This window comes from Streptomyces sp. HSS9-12, assembly GCF_054963655.1.
The window spans coordinates 1-17,841 of the sequence record NZ_JBUEGC010000011.1 but is presented as its reverse complement, the minus strand read 5'-3'; the positions used below and the strand labels follow the sequence as shown (position 1 = coordinate 17,841).

Genomic DNA, 17,841 nt, shown 5'->3' with positions numbered 1-17,841 from the left:
ACGAGGCAGCCCCATGTCAGCTCTCCTTCCTCTCGCGGCGGGCCGTGGGCTGGGTGACCCGGTCGAGCATCAGCCCCAGGCACACGATGGCCGCGCCCGCGACCAGACCGGTCGCCAGGTCGCCCTGCGCCAGGCCGAACACCACGTCGTAGCCGAGCGCGCCACCGCCGACGAGACCGCCGATGATGACCACGGCGAGGACCAGGACGACGCCCTGGTTGACGGCGAGCAGCAGGGCCCGGCGAGCCAGCGGCAGCTGGACCTGGCGCAGCTGCTGGGTACCGGTCGCGCCCAGCGAGCGCGCGGACTCCACAGCCGCCGAGTCGACCTGCCGCACGCCCTGGGTGGTGATGCGGACGACGGCGGGCAGCGCGTACACGACCGCCGCGGCCGCCGCCGGGGCACGCCCGACGCCGAAGAGCGCCACGACCGGGATCAGGTACACGAACTGCGGCAAGGTCTGGAACACGTCCAGCACCGGCCGCAGCAGCTTCTCCAGCCGGGCGCTGCGGGCGGCGGCGATCCCGATGGCGAAGCCCAGCACCAGCGTCACGGCGACAGCGGCCAGAACCTGGGAGAGGGTGTCCATCGACGGCTTCCAGACACCGAGCACACCGATCAGCGCCATCGCGAGGACGGCGGTCAGGGCCGTGCGCCAGGTGCCGATCAGCCAGGCCAGCGCCGCCACGATCAGCAGCACCGACCACCAGGGCAGGCCCTGCAGACCGCTGCGCAGCGGGTCGAGCACCCAGTGGGTGAAGTGCCCGGCCCAGTCGGCGGTGCCGCCGATGACGGGCACGCCGGAGTAGAGGTGGTCCGTCATCCACGCGACCGCCTGGTTGACCGGCTCGGCGATGCCGACGGTCCAGCTGTCCGGCCAGGTGAGGCTGCCGGTCAGGCGTCCGGCGACGGCTACGGCGGCGGTCGCAAGGCCCGCCAGGGCCCAGCCGCGCCAGCCGCGCAGCAGCGCGGGGCCGGCTGCCGGCTCGGTGCCGATCCGCGCGCCCGCGGCCGCGGTGGTGCGGTCCAGGGCGACGGCGATGAGCACGATCGGGATGCCCGCGGCCAGCGCCTGGCCGACATCAACCGAGGCCAGCGCCTGGTAGACCCGGTCACCGAGACCGCCGGCGCCGATCACGGACGCGATCACGGCCATGGACAGGGCCATCATGATCGTCTGGTTGAGGCCCAGCAGCAGTTCCTTGCGGGCCAGCGGCAGGCGGGCGGTCAGCAGTCGCTGGCGCCCGGTGGCGCCGAGCGAGGCGGCGGCCTCCATCACCCCCGCGTCGGCGCCGCGCAGCCCGAGCGCGGTGAGCCGGGCCATCGGCGGGGCGGCGTAGATGACGGTCGCCAGGACGGCGGCCGGTACGCCGATGCCGAAGATGAGGACGACGGGCAGCAGATACGCGAAGGCCGGCAGCACCTGCATGGTGTCGAGCACGGGCCGCAGTGCGCGGTCCGTACGGTCCGACAGCCCGCCGGCGAGGCCCAGCACCGCGCCCAGCACGGCCGAGGCGAGGACGGCCACGACCATGAGGGCGAGGGTCTGCATGGTGGGCACCCACATGCCGAGCAGGCCGCACACGGCGAACGCCGCAGCGGTGCCCAGTGCGAGCCGGGCGCCCGCGACGCGCCAGGCGATCAGCCCGGCGGCTGCCGTGACGCCGGACCAGCCCAGTGCGAGCAGCACCAGGTAGACAGCGCGTACGGACAGCACGACGGCGTTGCTGATGTGCCCGAAGAAGTAGAGGAACAGCGGGTGGCTGTCGCGGTTGTCGATGATCCAGTCGCTGGCCTTGCCGAGCGGGCCGGACAGGTCGACGGTCAGCGCATCGGGCCAGGTGCCGCTGGACCACTTGGCGTGCGCCAGCGGCACCAGTACCGCGGCGATGACCATGAGCAGCAGCAGCTTGCCGAGCGCAGGGTGGCGCAGCGGCGCGGTGAGCGGGCTATGTCGTACGGGCCCGGAGGCCGTGGACGGCGTTGCGGTGGCAGTCATCAGGCAGCCACCCCCTCGGCCTCCGGGCCTGGGGGAGCGACCTTGTCGGTGCCGGCGATGACGCCCAGCAGGCACGCGTGGTCGACGATGCCGAGGAGCTTGCCGCCGGACATCACGCGGGCGGACCGCTCGCCGGAGCGGGCCACGGCCTCGATGGCCTCGGAGACCGTGGCGTTCGGGCCCAGCGCGGGGCCGGACTCGGACTCGCCGGCGCCGGCGGGCCGCATGGCGGTGCCGACGGTGATGACCTGCTCGCGCGGCACGTCCCGGACGAAGTCCCGTACGTAGTCGTCCGCGGGCGAGCCGACGATCTCCTCGGGCGTGCCGAGCTGCACGATCTGCCCGTCGCGCATCAGCGCGATCCGGTCGCCCAGGCGCAGCGCCTCGCTCAGATCGTGGGTGATGAACACCATCGTGCGGCCCTCTTCGCGGTGCAGCCGGACGACCTCGTCCTGCATCTCGCGCCGGATGAGCGGGTCGAGTGCGCTGAACGGCTCGTCGAACAGCAGGACTTCGGGGTCGACGGCGAGCGCGCGGGCGAGGCCGACGCGCTGCTGCTGACCGCCGGAGAGCTGGCTGGGCCGGTGCTGCTCGTACCCCTCGAGGCCGACCTTGGCCACCATCTCGGCGGCCCTGGTGCGGCGTTCGGCCTTGCCGACGCCCTGGATCTCCAGGCCGTAGGCGACGTTGTCCAGCACGCTGCGGTGCGGCAGCAGGCCGAAGTGCTGGAAGACCATGGCGGCGCGGTGCCGGCGCAGGGCGCGCAGCCGGCCGTTGTCCATGGCCAGGACGTCCTCGCCGTCGATGGCGATGGTTCCGCTGGTGGGCTCGATCAGCCGGGTCAGACAGCGGACGAGCGTGGACTTGCCGGAGCCGGAGAGGCCCATGACGACGAAGACCTCGCCCTTGCGGACGTCGAAGGAGACATCACGGACGGCCGCGGTGCAGCCGGTGCGCTGCCGCAGCTCGGCCGGGGACAGGTCGGCCTCGGCGCTGCCGGGGATCCGGCCGGCCTTGGGACCGAAGACCTTCCATACGTTACGGACGGAGAACACCGGTTCGGTGGTCTTGCTGCTACCCATTACGCCTCACCTCCCGGTGTCGTGGTTCGAGCGAGCAAATCGGCGCACTTCTCCCCCACCATCAGGACACCGATCATGGGGTTGACGGCGGGGATCGTCGGGAAGACCGACGCGTCGGCGATACGGATGCCGTCCAGGCCGCGGATCCTCAAGTGCGGGTCGACGACAGCCTGCTCGTCCGTGGCCGCACCCATCCGGCAGGTGCCGGCCGGGTGGTAGACGGTGTGCGCCACCCTCCGCGCGTATTCGCTGATCGCCTCATCAGAGGTGACGTCCGGACCCGGGCACACCTCGCGCTTGAGCCAGCCTGCCAGCGGCTCTGCCTTGGCGATCTCACGCGCGATCTTGATGCCGTCGACGAGGGTCTTGGCGTCGTAGTCCTCCTCGTCGGTGAAGTACCGGAAGTCCAGGGCGGGCTTCACCGAAGGGTCGGCGCTGGTGAGGTAAAGGCGGCCGCGGCTGCGCGGCTTGGGGATGTTCGGGGTCATCGACACGCCGTGCGCGGGCTTCTTGTAGCCCAGCCGCTCGGGGTTGTCGGTGAACGGGATCTGGTAGAAGTGGAACATCAGGTCCGGCCCCCGGGATTCGGGGTCCCGCCGGATGAACAGGCCCGCGTCCGAGTCCATCGCCGAGTTCTCCGGGATCGGCCCGTTGGTCTCCCAGACGATGACCGACTCGGGGTGGTCGAGCAGGTTCTCGCCGACGCCCGGCAGGTCGTGCACGACAGGGATGCCAAGCGCCTCCAGGTCCTTCTTCGGCCCGATGCCGGAGTGCAGCAGCAGTCGCGGGGTGTCCACCGCGCCCGCGCAGACCACGACTTCGCGTCCGGCCCGGATCAGCTTCTCCTCGCCGTCCTTGGTGCGGACGTGGACGCCGGTGGCGCTGGGGTTCCCCATGCCGGAGGCCAGGGGCGTGCCGTCCAACTCCAGCTTGTACGCCCAGGTCTCCAGCATGATGTGCAGGTTGGGACGGTCGCCGGCCTCCATATGGGGGTGGAGGTAGGCGACGGAGGCCGAGGAACGCTTGTTGTTCTCCGGGTGGTAGGCGAGGTCGAAGAAGCCGACGCCCTCGTGGAACGGCTTCTTGTTGAAGCCCTCGACGCGCGGCACGCCGGTCGCCTGCTGTGCGGCCTCGACGAAGTCGCGGGCGATGGCGTTCCGGTCCTTCTCGTCCACCGCCACGATGTTGTTGCGCAGCCGGTGGTAGTACGCCTCCATCGGCACGGGGCCCCAGCCCTCGGCGCCGGCCTCCTCCCACTCGGCCCAGTCGGACGGCAGCGGCTTGAAGCTGATGAGGGTGTTGTGCGAGGAGCAGCCACCGAGCACCCGGGCGCGGCTGTGGCGGATGTGCGAATTGCCGCGCGGCTGAGGGGTGGTGGGGTAGTCGTAGTCCAGCTCACCGCCGAGCAGGCCGAGCCAGCGGCGCAGGGTGAGCACGTCGGGGCGGTCCACGTCGGACGGGCCGCCCTCGATGAGGGCGACCGTGATATCCGGGTCCTCGGTGAGCCGGGAGGCGATCACCGATCCTGCGGTGCCACCGCCGACGATGACGTAGTCGTACACAGACATGGGGATGTTGCTCCTCTGGTGCAAGGTGCGTGGCGTGAAGATGAGCCCTGGTCGGCGGGGGTCAGCCCGCGAACCAGCGCACCGGGCTCGGGCGGAGGTTCTGGTAGATGTGCTTGGTCTCGCGGTACTCCGCCAGACCGGACGGGCCGAGCTCACGGCCGATGCCCGACTTGCCGAAGCCGCCCCACTCCGCCTGCGGGAGGTACGGGTGGTAGTCGTTGATCCACACCGTGCCGTGGCGCAGCCGCCCGGCGACGCGCCGCGCGCGGCCCGCGTCGGAGGTCCACACCGCGCCGGCGAGGCCGTATTCGGTGTCGTTGGCGAGCGCTACGGCCTCGTCCTCCGTGTGGAAGGTCTCGACGGTGAGGATCGGCCCGAACGTCTCCTCGCGTACGACCTTCATTTCGCCGTGGCAGTAGTCCAGGACCGTGGGGAGGTAGAAGTACCCGGTGCCGGGCCGCACGTCGGACGGCGCCGGGCGGGCACCGCCGCAGCGCACCACAGCGCCCTCGTCGCGCGCGGACTCCACGTACGCCTCGATCTTCGCGAGCTGCTGTTCGGAGACCAGCGGACCGCACTCGACGCCGTCCTCGGTACCGCGGCCCAGCTTGATCTTCTCGGCCCGCCGCACCAGCTCGCTGACGAAGCGGTCGCGCAGGGACTCCTCGATGATCAGCCGGGTACCGGCCGAGCAGACCTGCCCGCTGTGGATGAAGGCGGCGTTCAGCGCCTGGTCCACGGCGGTGTCGAAGCCCTCGTCCGTCGCGCAGGCGTCCGCGAAGACGACGTTGGGGTTCTTGCCGCCCAGCTCGAGGGCGACCTTCTTCACGGTGGGCGCGGCGGCCTGCATCACCTTCGTACCGCTGGCGAGGCCGCCGGTGAAGGAGACGAGGTCGACGTCGGGGTGGGAGGACATACGGGCGCCGACCGGGTCGCCCGCGCCGGTGACGATGTTGGCCACCCCGTCCGGGAGCCCGGCCTTGACGAGCAGCTCCACCAGCCGGACGGTCGACAGCGGGGTGATCTCGCTGGGCTTGATGACGAAGGTGTTGCCGGCGGCCAGCGCGGGGGCGATCTTCCAGCTGGCCTGGAGGAGCGGGTAGTTCCAGGGCGTGATCAGGGCGCAGACACCGACCGGCTCATGGACGACGACGCTGTGGATGTCGTCCGAGCCCGCGTCCACGACGCGCCCGCCGCTCTCGTTGATCACCAGGTCGGCGAAGTACCGGAAGGCGTCGGTGACGCAGTCGACGTCGATGCGGCCCTCTTCCAGCGTCTTGCCGGTGTCGCGGCTCTCGATCAGCGCGATCTGCTCGCGGTTGCCCTGGAGCAGGTCGGCGACACGGCGCAGCAGCGCGGCCCGCTCGGCGACCGGCGTGTGCGGCCAGGGCCCCGAGTCGAAGGCACGACGGGCGGCGGCGATGGCAGCGTCTGTGTCCTCGTTGCCACCCTCCGCGACGACCGCCAGGACCTCGGCATCGGCGGGGTTGAGAACCTCACGGGTGACACCGGATACGGCGGCGCGCCATGCACCGTCGATGTGGATCGTCTCGAAAACCGCCACGTCGTGCTCTGCCTTCCCTGCCTGAAATGTTCCGTCGCTGGTCAGACCAGCGGCAGGGAGCCCTCCCCCCGGACGGCGAAAACATGCCTAAAACTTCACGTTAAGTGACTCTCCTCACGCCGCCCTCACTCAGCGCCGAACTGGTCCGCACGCTGCGCGAGACAGCCCGCGCCTCTGCGGCGCGTCCTCACATACGGAGGGTGACGACGGGCGGGTGCCGCGAGACCCCGTTGGTGACCGTACGTAAGCATGTCTGAATTCCTGTGTACGGGGGCGTGCCCGAATCCCCGTACGTATCGTTGAAGCACGCGACTGCCCGCAACGCGCGGCAGCGGGGGAGGAGCGGCACGGTGACCATCGCACTGACCGACAGGATCGAGATGGCCGAGAGCGACGAGCTCAGCCTGGACACGATGTTCGACTGGCTGGAGCGGATGCCTGTCCCCGAGGGCTACAAGGCCGAGATCGTCGAGGGGGCCATCTACATGACGCCGCAGCGTGACGTCCACTGGGACATCATCCTGGACATCATTGAGCAACTGCGGGCGAAGTACCCCCGAAAGCGGCTGAAGTCCGATGTACGCATCGACTTCCCCGGGCGCCTGAACGGGTTCGCGTCGGACGTGGTGGGGCTGGCGGAGGATGCGGCCAAGGACTCCAAGGGCCGCTGGCGGTACCAGGACGTCGAGTTCGTCGCAGAGGTGATTTCCCGGGACACCGCGGCCAACGACTACGGCCCGAAGAAGAAGACCTACGCGCAGGCCGGCGTTCCCGTCTATCTCATCGTCGACCCGTACACCGCTCAGTGGCACCTCTACACGCTGCCGAAAGAGGATGAGTACCGGAGTGAGCTGACCCTCGACTTCGGCGATCCGGTCGACCTGACCGGCACGGTCGTCGACCTGGTCATCTCGACTGAGGACTTCCCCCGCGACTGACCCCGACGGCCCCGGCGGGGCCCACGTACGTACGCAGTAGCAGCGCTATCGGTCATCGCGTATATAGGAACCGAACGCACCCGCGAGATTACTTAGCGTACGCCCATCGGGGGTGTGCCCCGTGTAGGCAAGGCATGCGAAAGGCCCCGCCCTGGGGCGGGGCCTGTCACGGGATGCCCGTATCAGATGAGGCCGAGGGCGCGAACCGCCTCCCGCTCCTCCTCGAGCTCCTTCACGGAGGTGTCGATGCGGGTACGGGAGAACTCGTTGATGTCCAGGCCCTGGACGATCTCGTACTTGCCGTCCTTGCAGGTGACCGGGAAGGAGGACATCAGGCCCTCGGGGATGCCGTAGGAGCCGTCGGACGGGATGCCCATGGAGGTCCAGTCGCCCTCGGCGGTGCCGTTGACCCAGTCGTACACGTGGTCGATGGCGGCGTTCGCGGCGGAGGCGGCCGAGGACGCGCCGCGGGCCTCGATGATCGCGGCGCCGCGCTTGGCGACCGTCGGGATGAAGGTCTCGGCGAGCCACTTCTCGTCGTTGATGACCTCGGCGGCGTTCTTGCCGGCGACCTCGGCGTGGAAGATGTCCGGGTACTGGGTCGCGGAGTGGTTGCCCCAGATCGTCAGCTTCTTGATCTCGGTGACCGGGGCGCCGGTCTTCTTCGACAGCTGCGACAGGGCGCGGTTGTGGTCGAGGCGGGTCATCGCGGTGAAGCGCTCGGCCGGTACGTCCGGGGCCGCGGCCTGCGCGATCAGCGCGTTGGTGTTGGCCGGGTTGCCGACGACCAGGACCTTGATGTCGTCCGCGGCATGGTCGTTGATGGCCTTGCCCTGCGGCTTGAAGATGCCGCCGTTGGCCTCGAGCAGGTCGCCGCGCTCCATGCCCTTGGTGCGGGGGCGGGCGCCGACGAGGAGGGCCACGTTCGCGCCGTCGAAGGCCACGTTCGGGTCATCGGTAATGTCGATGCCCTGGAGCAGCGGGAACGCACAGTCGTCAAGCTCCATGGCCGTGCCCTCGGCGGCCTTGAGCGCCGGGGTGATCTCAAGAAGGCGCAGCTTCACCGGCACATCGGGACCGAGGAGCTGACCGGAAGCGATGCGGAACAGCAGCGCGTAGCCGATCTGGCCGGCCGCGCCGGTGACGGTGACATTGACGGGAGTGCGGGTCATGGCTGTCTCCTGCTTGCTTACCTGGCGGTGGGTGTCCCTGCCCGAATGTGTGATCTCTTGCCCGGCGTAAGCCTGATGGGCTCAGCGAGAGATTCGTTGTCAGGCTATCCTGCGGCGCCGGTGACCAACCGCCCACCCTGTGTGTCGCACCTCACCGCCCGGCCCGAACGTAGGGCGGCCGCTCGCCGGATGAGGGGAGGGCGAGCGGCCGCCGAGGGGTGGCATGCACCCGTGGGGGGAATGACCTGCGCCTGCCCCGGATCGGCGCTGCCATGCACATTTTTCTCGGACTTTTTCCCGCGCCCCTCCGGCACGCCATTTGTCATACGCCGCACCGGTTTTGTGGCGAGAGCGCTACACACCAGCAGCGCTTCGGCAGCACTTCGGCGAAATGGTCACCACGGCGCCACAGCGCACCCGCATTCCTTGATCACGAGCCCCGGTTCCAAGATCCTCAAGACACGACGGCGGCCCGCCCTGCTCTCGGGGGAGAGGACGGTCCGCCGTCGTACGGGGCGCGGTCGCGGACGCGGCGAGAAGGATCAGGCGGCGGCCATCTTCTTCTGCAGATTGGTGTCCAGCACGTCCAGGAACCGCTCCGTGGTCAGCCACGGCTGGTCCTTGGAGATCAGCCGCGCCAGGTCCTTGGTCATCTGGCCGGACTCGACGGTCTCGATGCAGACCTGCTCCAGGGTCTCGGCGAAGTTGGTGACCTCGGGGGTGCCGTCCAGCTTGCCGCGGTGAGCCAGAGCGCGCGTCCAGGCGAAGATCGACGCGATCGGGTTGGTGGAGGTCGCCTTGCCCTGCTGGTGCTGGCGGTAGTGGCGGGTGACGGTGCCGTGCGCGGCCTCGGCCTCCACGGTCTTGCCGTCGGGGGACATCAGCACGGAGGTCATCAGCCCCAGCGAGCCGAAGCCCTGCGCGACGACGTCGGACTGGACGTCGCCGTCGTAGTTCTTGCACGCCCAGACGTAGCCGCCCTCCCACTTGAGCGCCGCCGCGACCATGTCGTCGATCAGCCGGTGCTCGTAGGTGAGTCCCCTGGCATCGAACTCGGCCTTGAACTCCGTGTCGAACACGTCCTGGAAGATGTCCTTGAAGCGGCCGTCGTAGGCCTTGAGGATCGTGTTCTTCGTGGACAGGTAGACGGGGAAGTTACGGTCCAGGCCGTAGCGGAAGGACGCCCGCGCGAAGTCCCGGATGGAGTCGTCCAGGTTGTACATGGACAGCGCGACTCCGGAGCCGGGGAACTGGTAGACCTCCAGCTCGATCGGCTCGGAGCCGTCCCTGGGCTGGAAGGTCATGGTGAGCGTGCCCTCGCCCGGGACCTTGATGTCGGTGGCGCGGTACTGGTCCCCGAAGGCATGGCGGCCGACGACGATCGGTTTGGTCCAGCCCGGAACCAGCCGCGGCACATTGGCCATGATGATCGGCTCGCGGAAGATCACGCCGCCGAGGATGTTGCGGATGGTGCCGTTGGGCGACCGGTACATCTTCTTGAGGCCGAACTCCGCCACCCGCGCCTCGTCCGGTGTGATGGTGGCGCACTTGGCGCCGACGCCGTACCGCTTGATCGCGTTGGCCGCGTCAATGGTGACCTGGTCGTTGGTGGCGTCGCGGTGCTCGATGCCCAGGTCGAAGTACTTCAGCTCCACATCCAGGTACGGCAGGATCAGCTTGTCCTTGATGAACCGCCAGATGATGCGGGTCATCTCGTCGCCGTCGAGCTCGACGACCGGGTTGGCTACCTTGATCTTGGCCATGGGAGTTGCCCGTCCCTCTCGCACGGCTGGGAGTATCTCGGCAGCAAAGTACTCGGCTTTGCCGGCCGCTCCCCGTAGGGCGCGCTGGGGGCAGGCCGAGCTCAGCGCACCGTGAAGTGGACGATGTCATCCAGCCACGGGATCTGCAGCCACGGGTCCGGCTGCGCCATCATCGCCAGCAGCGTTATCACGGTGCCCAGTACGCCGTAGGTCGCCATGTCCGTGAACCGGGACCGTACGGCCAGCATCCCGACCGACGGCAGCGTCCGTCGCAGGAGCGCGCCCGCGATCAGGGACAGCCCGATGAGTATCGTGCCGGTCCTGGCCGCGTCGAGGGCGACGAGCAGCAGGCCGCCGACGGTGCCGCCGAGTACGGACAGCAGCGGCCACTGCCGGGCGGGGGCGGGGGCGTCGCGCGGCGCGGCCCGGCCACCGCCCTCGGGCCGGGCGGTGTCCCTGGTGATCCGCGGAAAGCGGTGGCTGCGGGCCGGCTCCGCGCCGTTGCCGTTCGCGTGCGCCTCAGCACCCATGGGCGACAGCCCCTTCCTCGTCCTTCTGGTCAGCCGGCGGCGGCCGCACCGCGCTCGGCGGCCTCAACGACGTTCTGCAGCAGCAGCGCGCGGGTCATCGGACCGACGCCACCCGGGTTCGGCGAGATCCAGGAGGCGACCTCGGTCACCCCAGGGTGCACATCGCCGACGATCTTGCCGTGCTCGTCGCGGCTCACGCCCACGTCCAGGACGACGGCGCCCGGCTTGACGTCCTCCGCCTTCACGATATGCGGGGAGCCCGCCGCGGCGACGATGATGTCCGCCTGGCGCAGATGCGAGCCCAGGTCGCGGGTGCCGGTGTGGCACAGGGTCACGGTCGCGTTCTCCGAGCGCCGGGTGAGCAGCAGGCCGATCGAGCGGCCCACGGTGATGCCGCGGCCGATGACGACCACATGGGCACCGTTGATCTCCACGCCGTGCCGACGCAGCAGCTGCAGGATGCCGTTCGGGGTACACGGCAGCGCGCCCTCCTGCCCCAGCACCAGCTTGCCCAGGCTCATCGGGGCCAGCCCGTCGGCGTCCTTGGCCGGGTCGATCAGCTCCAGGATCCGGTTGGTGTCGATGCCCTTGGGGAGCGGCAGCTGAACGATGTAGCCGGTGCAGGCCGGGTTCTCGTTGAGCTCCCGTACGACCGCCTCGATCTCCTCCTGGGTCGCGGTGTCGGGCAGCTCGCGCTGGATGGAGGCGATCCCCACCTGGGCGCAGTCGCGGTGCTTGCCGGCGACATACCACTTGCTGCCCGGGTCGTCGCCGACGAGCAGGGTACCGAGGCCAGGCGTGATGCCCTTGGCCTTGAGCGCCTCCACGCGGGCGGCGAGTTCGGACTTGATCGCGGCCGCGGTGGCCTTGCCATCGAGAATCTGGGCGGTCATGGCCCCCATCCTCCCGGATGGGGCGGGCCCGGGACCAGTCAGGGAGGGATACGGGACCAGTCAGGGAGGGATACAGGGAGGTCCCGGGTTGCAGAACCGCCACAATTCACGACCCCGGCTGGACAACTTTGTCGCAAACACATCAACATGGGTCGGCAGCGCCGCCGCCACCGGAGGACCGGGTACCGCGGCGCATCACCGTTTTCGGGGGAGAGACGTACCGCGCATGACAGGCACCACGAAGTGCACCGCGAGCATGCACATCCCGCAGAGCATCTGCTGGGGCGGATCCGCCGTTCCCCGGACGATTCCCCGGTCCGCATCCGTTTCCTGTCCCCAGCTCGAAGGATCACTCGCGTGAGCTACCCTCCGCCGCCTGGCCAAGACCCGAACAACCCCTACGCCCAGCCGCAGCAGCCCCAGGGCCAGCCGTACGGCTACCCGCAGCAGCAGCCCCCGCAGCCGGCGCCGGGCTACGGCTACCCCGCCCAGCCGCCCCAGGCCCAGCCGCCCCAGGCCCAGCAGCCCTACGGCTACCCGCAGCAGCCGCAGGCGGCGGGCCAGCCGTACGGGGCGTACCCGCAGCCGCCCGGCACCGTCCAGGCGAACAACGGCTACATCAACATCGGCCCCCTGGGCACGGTGCAGCTCGCGACCATGGGCCAGCGCTTCCTGGCCCGTCTGGTCGACGGTCTGATCCTCGGCGTGATCATGACCATCATCATGGTGGCGGGTGTGGGCAGCGCGATAGGCATCGCCGGCGACACCTCGAGTTGCGACCCGAACGCCTCGGACTACTACAACTGCGTCAACCAGCAGAGCCAGGCAGCCGGCAGCGTGTTCGTCGCGACGTTCGCCGTCATCGGGATCCTCTCGCTGCTCATGGCCCTCTACGAGTGGGTCATGATCGGCCTCAAGGGCGCCACCTTCGGCAAGATGGCGCTCGGCCTGCGGGTCGTCAAGGAGTCCACCGGCATGGCGCCGGGCATCGGCGCGGGCTTCATCCGCTACATCATCCCGGCTGTGGGTTGGTTCCTGTGCTACATCGGCGGGATCCTGACCTACCTGTCGCCGTTCTTCGACAACAGCGGCAAGCTCCAGGGCTGGCACGACCGGGCGGCGGGCACGCTCGTCATCAAGAAGTAGCTGTACCGGCCGTTTCGCGGAAGGCCGCGCCCCGCATCTGCGGGAGCGCGGCCTTCGTGCTGTGCGACTCAGTGGTAGAAGTGGCGGGTGCCGGTGAAGTACATCGTCACGCCGGCCTTCTTCGCGGTCTCGATCACCTGCTCGTCGCGGACCGAACCACCCGGCTGCACCACGGCCTTGACGCCCGCCTCGATCAGCACCTCAAGCCCGTCGGGGAAGGGGAAGAACGCGTCGGAGGCGGCGTACGAGCCGCGGGCCCGCTCCTCGCCCGCGCGCTGCACGGCCAACTTGGCCGAGTCCACGCGGTTGACCTGGCCCATGCCGACGCCGACGGTCGCACCGTCCTTGCCGAGCAGAATCGCGTTGGACTTCACCGCCCGGCACGCGCGCCAGGCGAACGCCAGGTCCCTGAGGCCCTCGTCCTCCAGCGGAAGGCCGCTCACCAGAGTCCAGTTGAGCGGGTCGTCGCCCTCGGCCTGCAGGCGGTCCTTCTCCTGGAACAGCACCCCGCCCTCGATCGGGCGGGCCTCCTTGACCTGGCACGGAGCCTCGGGGCAGCGCAGCACACGGATGTTCTTCCTGCGGGCCAGCACCTCCACCGCGCCGTCCTCGTAACCGGGGGCCACGATGACCTCGGTGAAGATCTCGGCGACCTGCTCGGCCATGGCCAGCGACACCGGGCGGTTGACGGCGATCACGCCACCGTAGGCGGACAGGGAATCGCAGGCGTGGGCCTTGCGGTGCGCCTCGGCGACGTCCGTGCCGACCGCGATCCCGCAGGGGTTGGCATGCTTGATGATGGCGACGCAGGGCTCGTCGTGGTCGTACGCGGCGCGCCGGGCCGCCTCGGTGTCGACGTAGTTGTTGTACGACATCTCCTTGCCGTGCAGCTGCTCGGCGGAGGCGAGGCCGGTGCCCGAGGCGTCGGTGTACAGGGCGGCGGGCTGGTGCGGGTTCTCGCCGTAGCGCAGCACGTTCTTGCGCTCGAAGGTCGCGCCCAGGAAGTCCGGGAAGCCGCCTTCGGCCGCAGCGTCCACCGGTGCGTAGCTGTCCGCGAACCAGCTCGCCACCGCCACGTCGTACGCGGCGGTGTGCTGGAAGGCCTCGGCGGCGAGCCGCTTGCGGGCGGCCAGATCGAAGCCGCCCTCGCGGACGGCCGCGAGCACGTCGCCGTACCGCTTGGGACTGGTGACCACGGCCACGGACGGGTGGTTCTTGGCGGCGGCACGGACCATCGACGGGCCGCCGATGTCGATCTGCTCAACGCACTCGTCCGGGCCGGCGCCCGAGGCGACGGTCTCGCGGAAGGGGTAGAGGTTCACGACGACCAGCTCGAACGGGGCGACGCCCAGCTCCGCCAGCTGCGCGCGGTGCGACTCCAGCCGCAGGTCGGCGAGGATGCCCGCGTGCACGCGCGGGTGCAGCGTCTTGACCCGGCCGTCCAGGCACTCGGGGAAGCCGGTCAGCTCCTCGACCTTGGTGACCGGCACCCCGGCCGAAGCGATCTTCGCGGCCGTCGACCCGGTGGAGACCAGCTCGACCCCCGCCTCGTGCAGACCGCGGGCCAGCTCCTCCAGACCTGTCTTGTCGTAGACGCTGACCAGCGCCCGGCGGATGGGCCGCTTTGTACCTTCAGCGGTGGCGGTCACGGGATCCTTACCTTTCGTCCCTCGATGCGATAGCCGTCGCGGGCGAGACGTCCCACGACCTCGACGAGCAGCTGTCGCTCGACTTCCTTGATCCGCTCGTGCAGAGCGGTTTCGTCGTCCTCGTCCCGGACCTCGACCACGCCCTGGGCGATGATCGGGCCGGTGTCGACGCCGTCGTCGACGAAGTGGACAGTGCACCCGGTCACCTTCGCGCCGTACGCGAGCGCGTCGCGGACGCCGTGGGCGCCGGGGAAGCTGGGCAGCAGGGCGGGGTGGGTGTTGATGAAGCGCCCACCGAACCGGTCGAGGAATTCCTTCCCGACGATCTTCATAAACCCGGCCGAGACCACCAGGTCGGGCTCGTACGCGGCCGTCGCCTCGGCCAGGGCGTGGTCCCACTCCGCGCGGTCCGGGTAGTCGCTCACACGGCAGACGAAGGTGGACAGGCCCGCGCGTTCGGCGCGCTCCAGACCGGCGATGCCGTCGCGATCGGCGCCCACGGCGACAATCTCGGCGCCGAAGCCCGCGGGATCATCGGCGATGGCGTCGAGCAGCGCTTGAAGGTTCGTACCCGAGCCGGAGACCAGCACGACGAGGCGGGCGGGCTTCCGGCCCGACTGGGGCGAGGACGCAGCGGGGCACACAGCGGGGATCTTTCTACGGGACCCTGTGGTTTGTGCGGTCGTACAAGCGAAGGGGGTCCATGAAACGGGTAGACCCTACGAAGCCGCCGACCGTCAGCAACGATACCGGCACACCGAGCGGCCCCCACGGGACGGGGGCGCGTGCGGGAGGTAGCGTCTGAGGAACGAAAGCCGCCCTCCCGGTGCCCGCCCCAGGTGGTGCAAGCAGCCACCGGCGAGGTGAGCGCTTCAGACGACACAAGGGGAAGAAACACTCCAGATGCCGGACCGATGCCGCCGCGCGGCCCTTAGTCTCCCGCTGCCCGCCTGGCAACCGTCCCTGGAACCGGGCGACCCAGGGCAGGCCGTCTCCGGGTGCGCGCCGCTGTGGCCGTCGCAGGTGCCGCGGGCGCTGCTGCGTGAACGGCGGTCCTCGGCCGCGGCCGGCGGGTCGGGCGGCTCCGGCGCGTCCGACGGGGAGTACAACCCCTTCGCCGCGCCTCCCGAGGGGCGCCCGGACCAGCCGTGGCAGCCGCGCGGCCCGCAGGGCGGCAACGGCCACGACAACGGGAACGAGGACAAGGACCGCGAAGAGGGCGAGTCCGACGACGCGCAGCAGCCGGCCTGGGGCAGCCAGTGGAGCAGCCGGCAGCCCGACCGGCAGAACGGCGGCTTCGGCACGGGCCCCAGCTCCGGCGGTCAGGGCGGCGGCCCGGAGGGGCCCGGCAGGCCGGGAGGTCCGGGCGGACTGCGCTGGGATCCGACGGACCCCGTCCAGCGGCGCGCCCGCTACGCGCTGCTCGCGGGCATGTGGAGCTTCTTCTTCGCGCTGTTCAGCCTGCCCCAGGTGGCGCTGCTGCTGGGTGCGCTGGCGATCTACTGGGGCATCAGTTCGCTGCGCGGCAAGGCGCGTACGGGCGGCGGGGGCACGGATGCCTCCGGCTCGGGCGGACCGGACGGCGGCACCGGGGCGGCGGGCGGCGGTGTCCCCGAGACCAAGCCCCAGGCGACGGCGGCGATCAGCGGGCTGGTCACCGGCGGCATCGCGCTGGCGATCGTGGCGGCGTCCTTCACCTTCCAGATCGTCTACCGCGACTACTTCACCTGTGTGAACGACGCCCTGACGCAGTCCTCGCGCCAGTCCTGTGAGCGCCTCCTGCCCGAGCACCTGCGCCCGCTGCTCGGCGGCACCCAGGAGAAGTGACCCGGGCAGTCCTCAGCGAGCCCCGGACGCCGATTTGTCTGGTGCGCGCCGGTCCCGCGGGCGCTGGGCCACCCGTCCCACGCGCCGGAGCGCTCGGGCGTCGTCGTTGCCGCCCGGCGCGCCGGGCTTGGCCGCGGCCTTCGACTGAGCCTTCGCGCGCCACAGCCACCACCCGCGCATGACGAGCGCTACCGGCGGTGCCACCAGCGCCGTCCAGCCGAGCGCGGCTCCGCCCGTCTGCCACCATCTCGGTCCGAAGTCCGCCAGCACACCCCTCCCGAGCGGCCCGCCCGCGAGCCCGGCGAGGACGGCCATCGTCACCCCGCAGGCACCGCTCGCGAGATAAGCCGTCAACGCTGTCCCACGCCAGCCCCAAGCCCGCCGCTTCCCGGAACGCACCGGCCTGGCGGGAGATCCGGCAGACCGGGGAGTCCTCCGCGCGGCCGCGTCCGCGATGAACCACCCCACCACACCTGCCGCCACGACCGGCACCACCCCGACCGACCAGGTCAGCAGCCAGCCCCGCCCCTCCCCCGGAACGGCGGCGAGCAGGGGAAAGTTCGGCAGCCGCGGATGCTCCGTCACCCCCAGCGGACCCGCCACACTGCCGGCGCCCACGGTGAAGCCGGGCCCGAGGACGTACGCCGCACCCCACACGGCGGCGTTCGGTACGAGAGTGAAGGCGAGCACCAGCACCGTGAATCGTCCCAGCAGCGAGTGGGCGAGCTGCTGGAACGAGTGCTGGGCCAGCGCCGCGTGCCAGGTGAGCGACACCGCGACGAGCAGCGCCCCACCACCGAGCAGTACGGCGGTGCCCGCGGTCGCGGCCCGTAGGGCGACGGAGACCCGGGGGCGCGTGACCCTGATCCGCACGCCCCTCGGTACACGATCCACCACCTGGCGGACATCGGGGGCCAGCGGCCCGTACGGTCGGCCGTACGCGGTCCACACCCCGTACGAGGCGGCCGCCACGGCGACGAGGGGCAGCTGCAGCAGCGCGCTGAGGGCGTCGACCTGCAAGGGCCCGTTCCAGGTGTAGACGACGGCCGCCAGGCCGACCGACAGATATCCCGCGCACAACCACCCGATGGTGGGACGGGGCGGCGGCCGGTCGCCGGTCTCGGGGCGGTCGTCCGGCGGCTCGACCGTGTGGCGGGCGGCGCGGTAGAGCAGCCACACCGGAAGCGCGCTCAGCAGCATCGGCGTCACCCCGACCGGCGTCGGCCCGCCGGCGAGCGTCTCGGTCCGTACGAGATCGACGCCGTGCGCGAGCAGCCACAAAGTGGCCGCGACGTGCAGCGCGCCGCTCGGGCCGCTGTCGGGGTAGGGCGAGCCGATCCACAGCAGGAGGACGACGACGGCAATCACGCCGAGCCCGAGCACGGCCGCGACCACACCGCCGAGCAGTCCCTCCCCCACGACCGGGACTCGATGGGAGCTCGCCCGGCTCCCCGAGGACAACGACGGGCTGGGATCGGTCACTTGGGTCACAGGGTCATGCTGCCAAGAACACACCATTCAGCCATGGAGCAGATCAATTCCCGTCGTGTCGCCCTATATATCGCGATGCACTGTTTTTGAACCGAGCGCCTTCCCGTGGCAGACACAGCCAAGGGCGTGGGCCCGTACCTCGGCGGTACGGGCCCACGCCCTTGGTGTGGTGCTGCCCAGCGTCAGCCGGCGAGCGCGGCGCGCGCGAGGCGGGCGGTC

The 17,841-nt window shown here is 70.5% G+C and carries 14 protein-coding genes; 3 read left to right on the top strand and 11 right to left on the bottom strand.

What is annotated here, in order from left to right; translation table 11 throughout:
• Positions 1-16: 16 nt before the first annotated feature.
• The 4 genes from ACY34J_RS08070 to ACY34J_RS08055 form a co-directional block, all read right to left on the bottom strand.
• Complete coding sequence (locus tag ACY34J_RS08070; protein ID WP_462725957.1) at positions 17-2,002, bottom strand: ABC transporter permease; 1,986 nt, start codon at positions 2,000-2,002, stop codon at positions 17-19.
• Positions 1,999-3,081 carry a quaternary amine ABC transporter ATP-binding protein gene (locus ACY34J_RS08065; RefSeq protein ID WP_462725926.1) on the bottom strand — a complete coding sequence of 361 codons (1,083 nt, stop codon included), beginning with the start codon at positions 3,079-3,081 and terminating at the stop codon, positions 1,999-2,001. Before ACY34J_RS08065 ends, ACY34J_RS08070 begins: the two co-directional genes overlap by 4 nt.
• Positions 3,081-4,649 (bottom strand): GMC family oxidoreductase, encoded by a 1,569-nt coding sequence (locus ACY34J_RS08060; protein ID WP_462725927.1) that lies wholly within the window; start codon positions 4,647-4,649, stop codon positions 3,081-3,083. The genes ACY34J_RS08065 and ACY34J_RS08060 overlap by 1 nt, the downstream gene beginning before the upstream one ends.
• A gap of 61 nt (positions 4,650-4,710) precedes the next feature.
• On the bottom strand, positions 4,711-6,213 hold the full coding sequence (locus tag ACY34J_RS08055; protein ID WP_462725928.1) for an aldehyde dehydrogenase family protein: 1,503 nt from the start codon (positions 6,211-6,213) through the stop codon (positions 4,711-4,713).
• Positions 6,214-6,593: 380 nt separating this feature from the next.
• On the opposite strand from ACY34J_RS08055, the gene ACY34J_RS08050 reads away from it, so the two are divergent.
• Positions 6,594-7,151 carry a Uma2 family endonuclease gene (locus tag ACY34J_RS08050; RefSeq protein WP_462725958.1) on the top strand — a complete coding sequence of 186 codons (558 nt, stop codon included), beginning with the start codon at positions 6,594-6,596 and terminating at the stop codon, positions 7,149-7,151.
• A 182-nt stretch (positions 7,152-7,333) separates the two neighbouring features.
• Here the strand turns inward: ACY34J_RS08050 and ACY34J_RS08045 are convergent, their stop codons facing one another.
• The 4 genes from ACY34J_RS08045 to ACY34J_RS08030 all read right to left on the bottom strand — a co-directional run bounded on the left by ACY34J_RS08045 (position 7,334) and on the right by ACY34J_RS08030 (position 11,509).
• A complete protein-coding gene (locus ACY34J_RS08045; RefSeq protein ID WP_462725929.1) occupies positions 7,334-8,323 on the bottom strand; it encodes a malate dehydrogenase in 990 nt (329 codons plus the stop codon).
• A gap of 542 nt (positions 8,324-8,865) precedes the next feature.
• Positions 8,866-10,086 carry an NADP-dependent isocitrate dehydrogenase gene (locus tag ACY34J_RS08040; protein ID WP_462725930.1) on the bottom strand — a complete coding sequence of 407 codons (1,221 nt, stop codon included), beginning with the start codon at positions 10,084-10,086 and terminating at the stop codon, positions 8,866-8,868.
• Between the two features lie 101 nt (positions 10,087-10,187).
• The gene (locus ACY34J_RS08035) at positions 10,188-10,616 is read right to left on the bottom strand and encodes a DUF3017 domain-containing protein (protein ID WP_462725931.1); all 429 of its coding nucleotides are present in this window, start codon (positions 10,614-10,616) and stop codon (positions 10,188-10,190) included.
• Between the two features lie 29 nt (positions 10,617-10,645).
• On the bottom strand, positions 10,646-11,509 hold the full coding sequence (locus ACY34J_RS08030; protein WP_462725932.1) for a bifunctional methylenetetrahydrofolate dehydrogenase/methenyltetrahydrofolate cyclohydrolase: 864 nt from the start codon (positions 11,507-11,509) through the stop codon (positions 10,646-10,648).
• A gap of 357 nt (positions 11,510-11,866) precedes the next feature.
• On the opposite strand from ACY34J_RS08030, the gene ACY34J_RS08025 reads away from it, so the two are divergent.
• Positions 11,867-12,655: an RDD family protein gene (locus tag ACY34J_RS08025; protein WP_462725933.1), complete on the top strand. Its 789-nt coding sequence runs from the start codon at positions 11,867-11,869 to the stop codon at positions 12,653-12,655.
• A 68-nt stretch (positions 12,656-12,723) separates the two neighbouring features.
• On the opposite strand, the gene purH is transcribed toward ACY34J_RS08025, so the two are convergent.
• Together purH and purN are read right to left on the bottom strand one after the other, a co-directional pair.
• Positions 12,724-14,304: a bifunctional phosphoribosylaminoimidazolecarboxamide formyltransferase/IMP cyclohydrolase gene (purH, locus tag ACY34J_RS08020; RefSeq protein ID WP_462725934.1), complete on the bottom strand. Its 1,581-nt coding sequence runs from the start codon at positions 14,302-14,304 to the stop codon at positions 12,724-12,726.
• The gene (purN, locus tag ACY34J_RS08015) at positions 14,301-14,948 is read right to left on the bottom strand and encodes a phosphoribosylglycinamide formyltransferase (protein ID WP_462725935.1); all 648 of its coding nucleotides are present in this window, start codon (positions 14,946-14,948) and stop codon (positions 14,301-14,303) included. The genes purH and purN overlap by 4 nt, the downstream gene beginning before the upstream one ends.
• A gap of 259 nt (positions 14,949-15,207) precedes the next feature.
• Between purN and ACY34J_RS08010 the strand changes: the two genes are divergently transcribed.
• A complete protein-coding gene (locus ACY34J_RS08010; RefSeq protein WP_462725936.1) occupies positions 15,208-16,131 on the top strand; it encodes a hypothetical protein in 924 nt (307 codons plus the stop codon).
• A 12-nt stretch (positions 16,132-16,143) separates the two neighbouring features.
• Here the strand turns inward: ACY34J_RS08010 and ACY34J_RS08005 are convergent, their stop codons facing one another.
• On the bottom strand, positions 16,144-17,550 hold the full coding sequence (locus ACY34J_RS08005; protein WP_462725937.1) for a cell division protein PerM: 1,407 nt from the start codon (positions 17,548-17,550) through the stop codon (positions 16,144-16,146).
• Positions 17,551-17,841 lie beyond the last annotated feature (291 nt).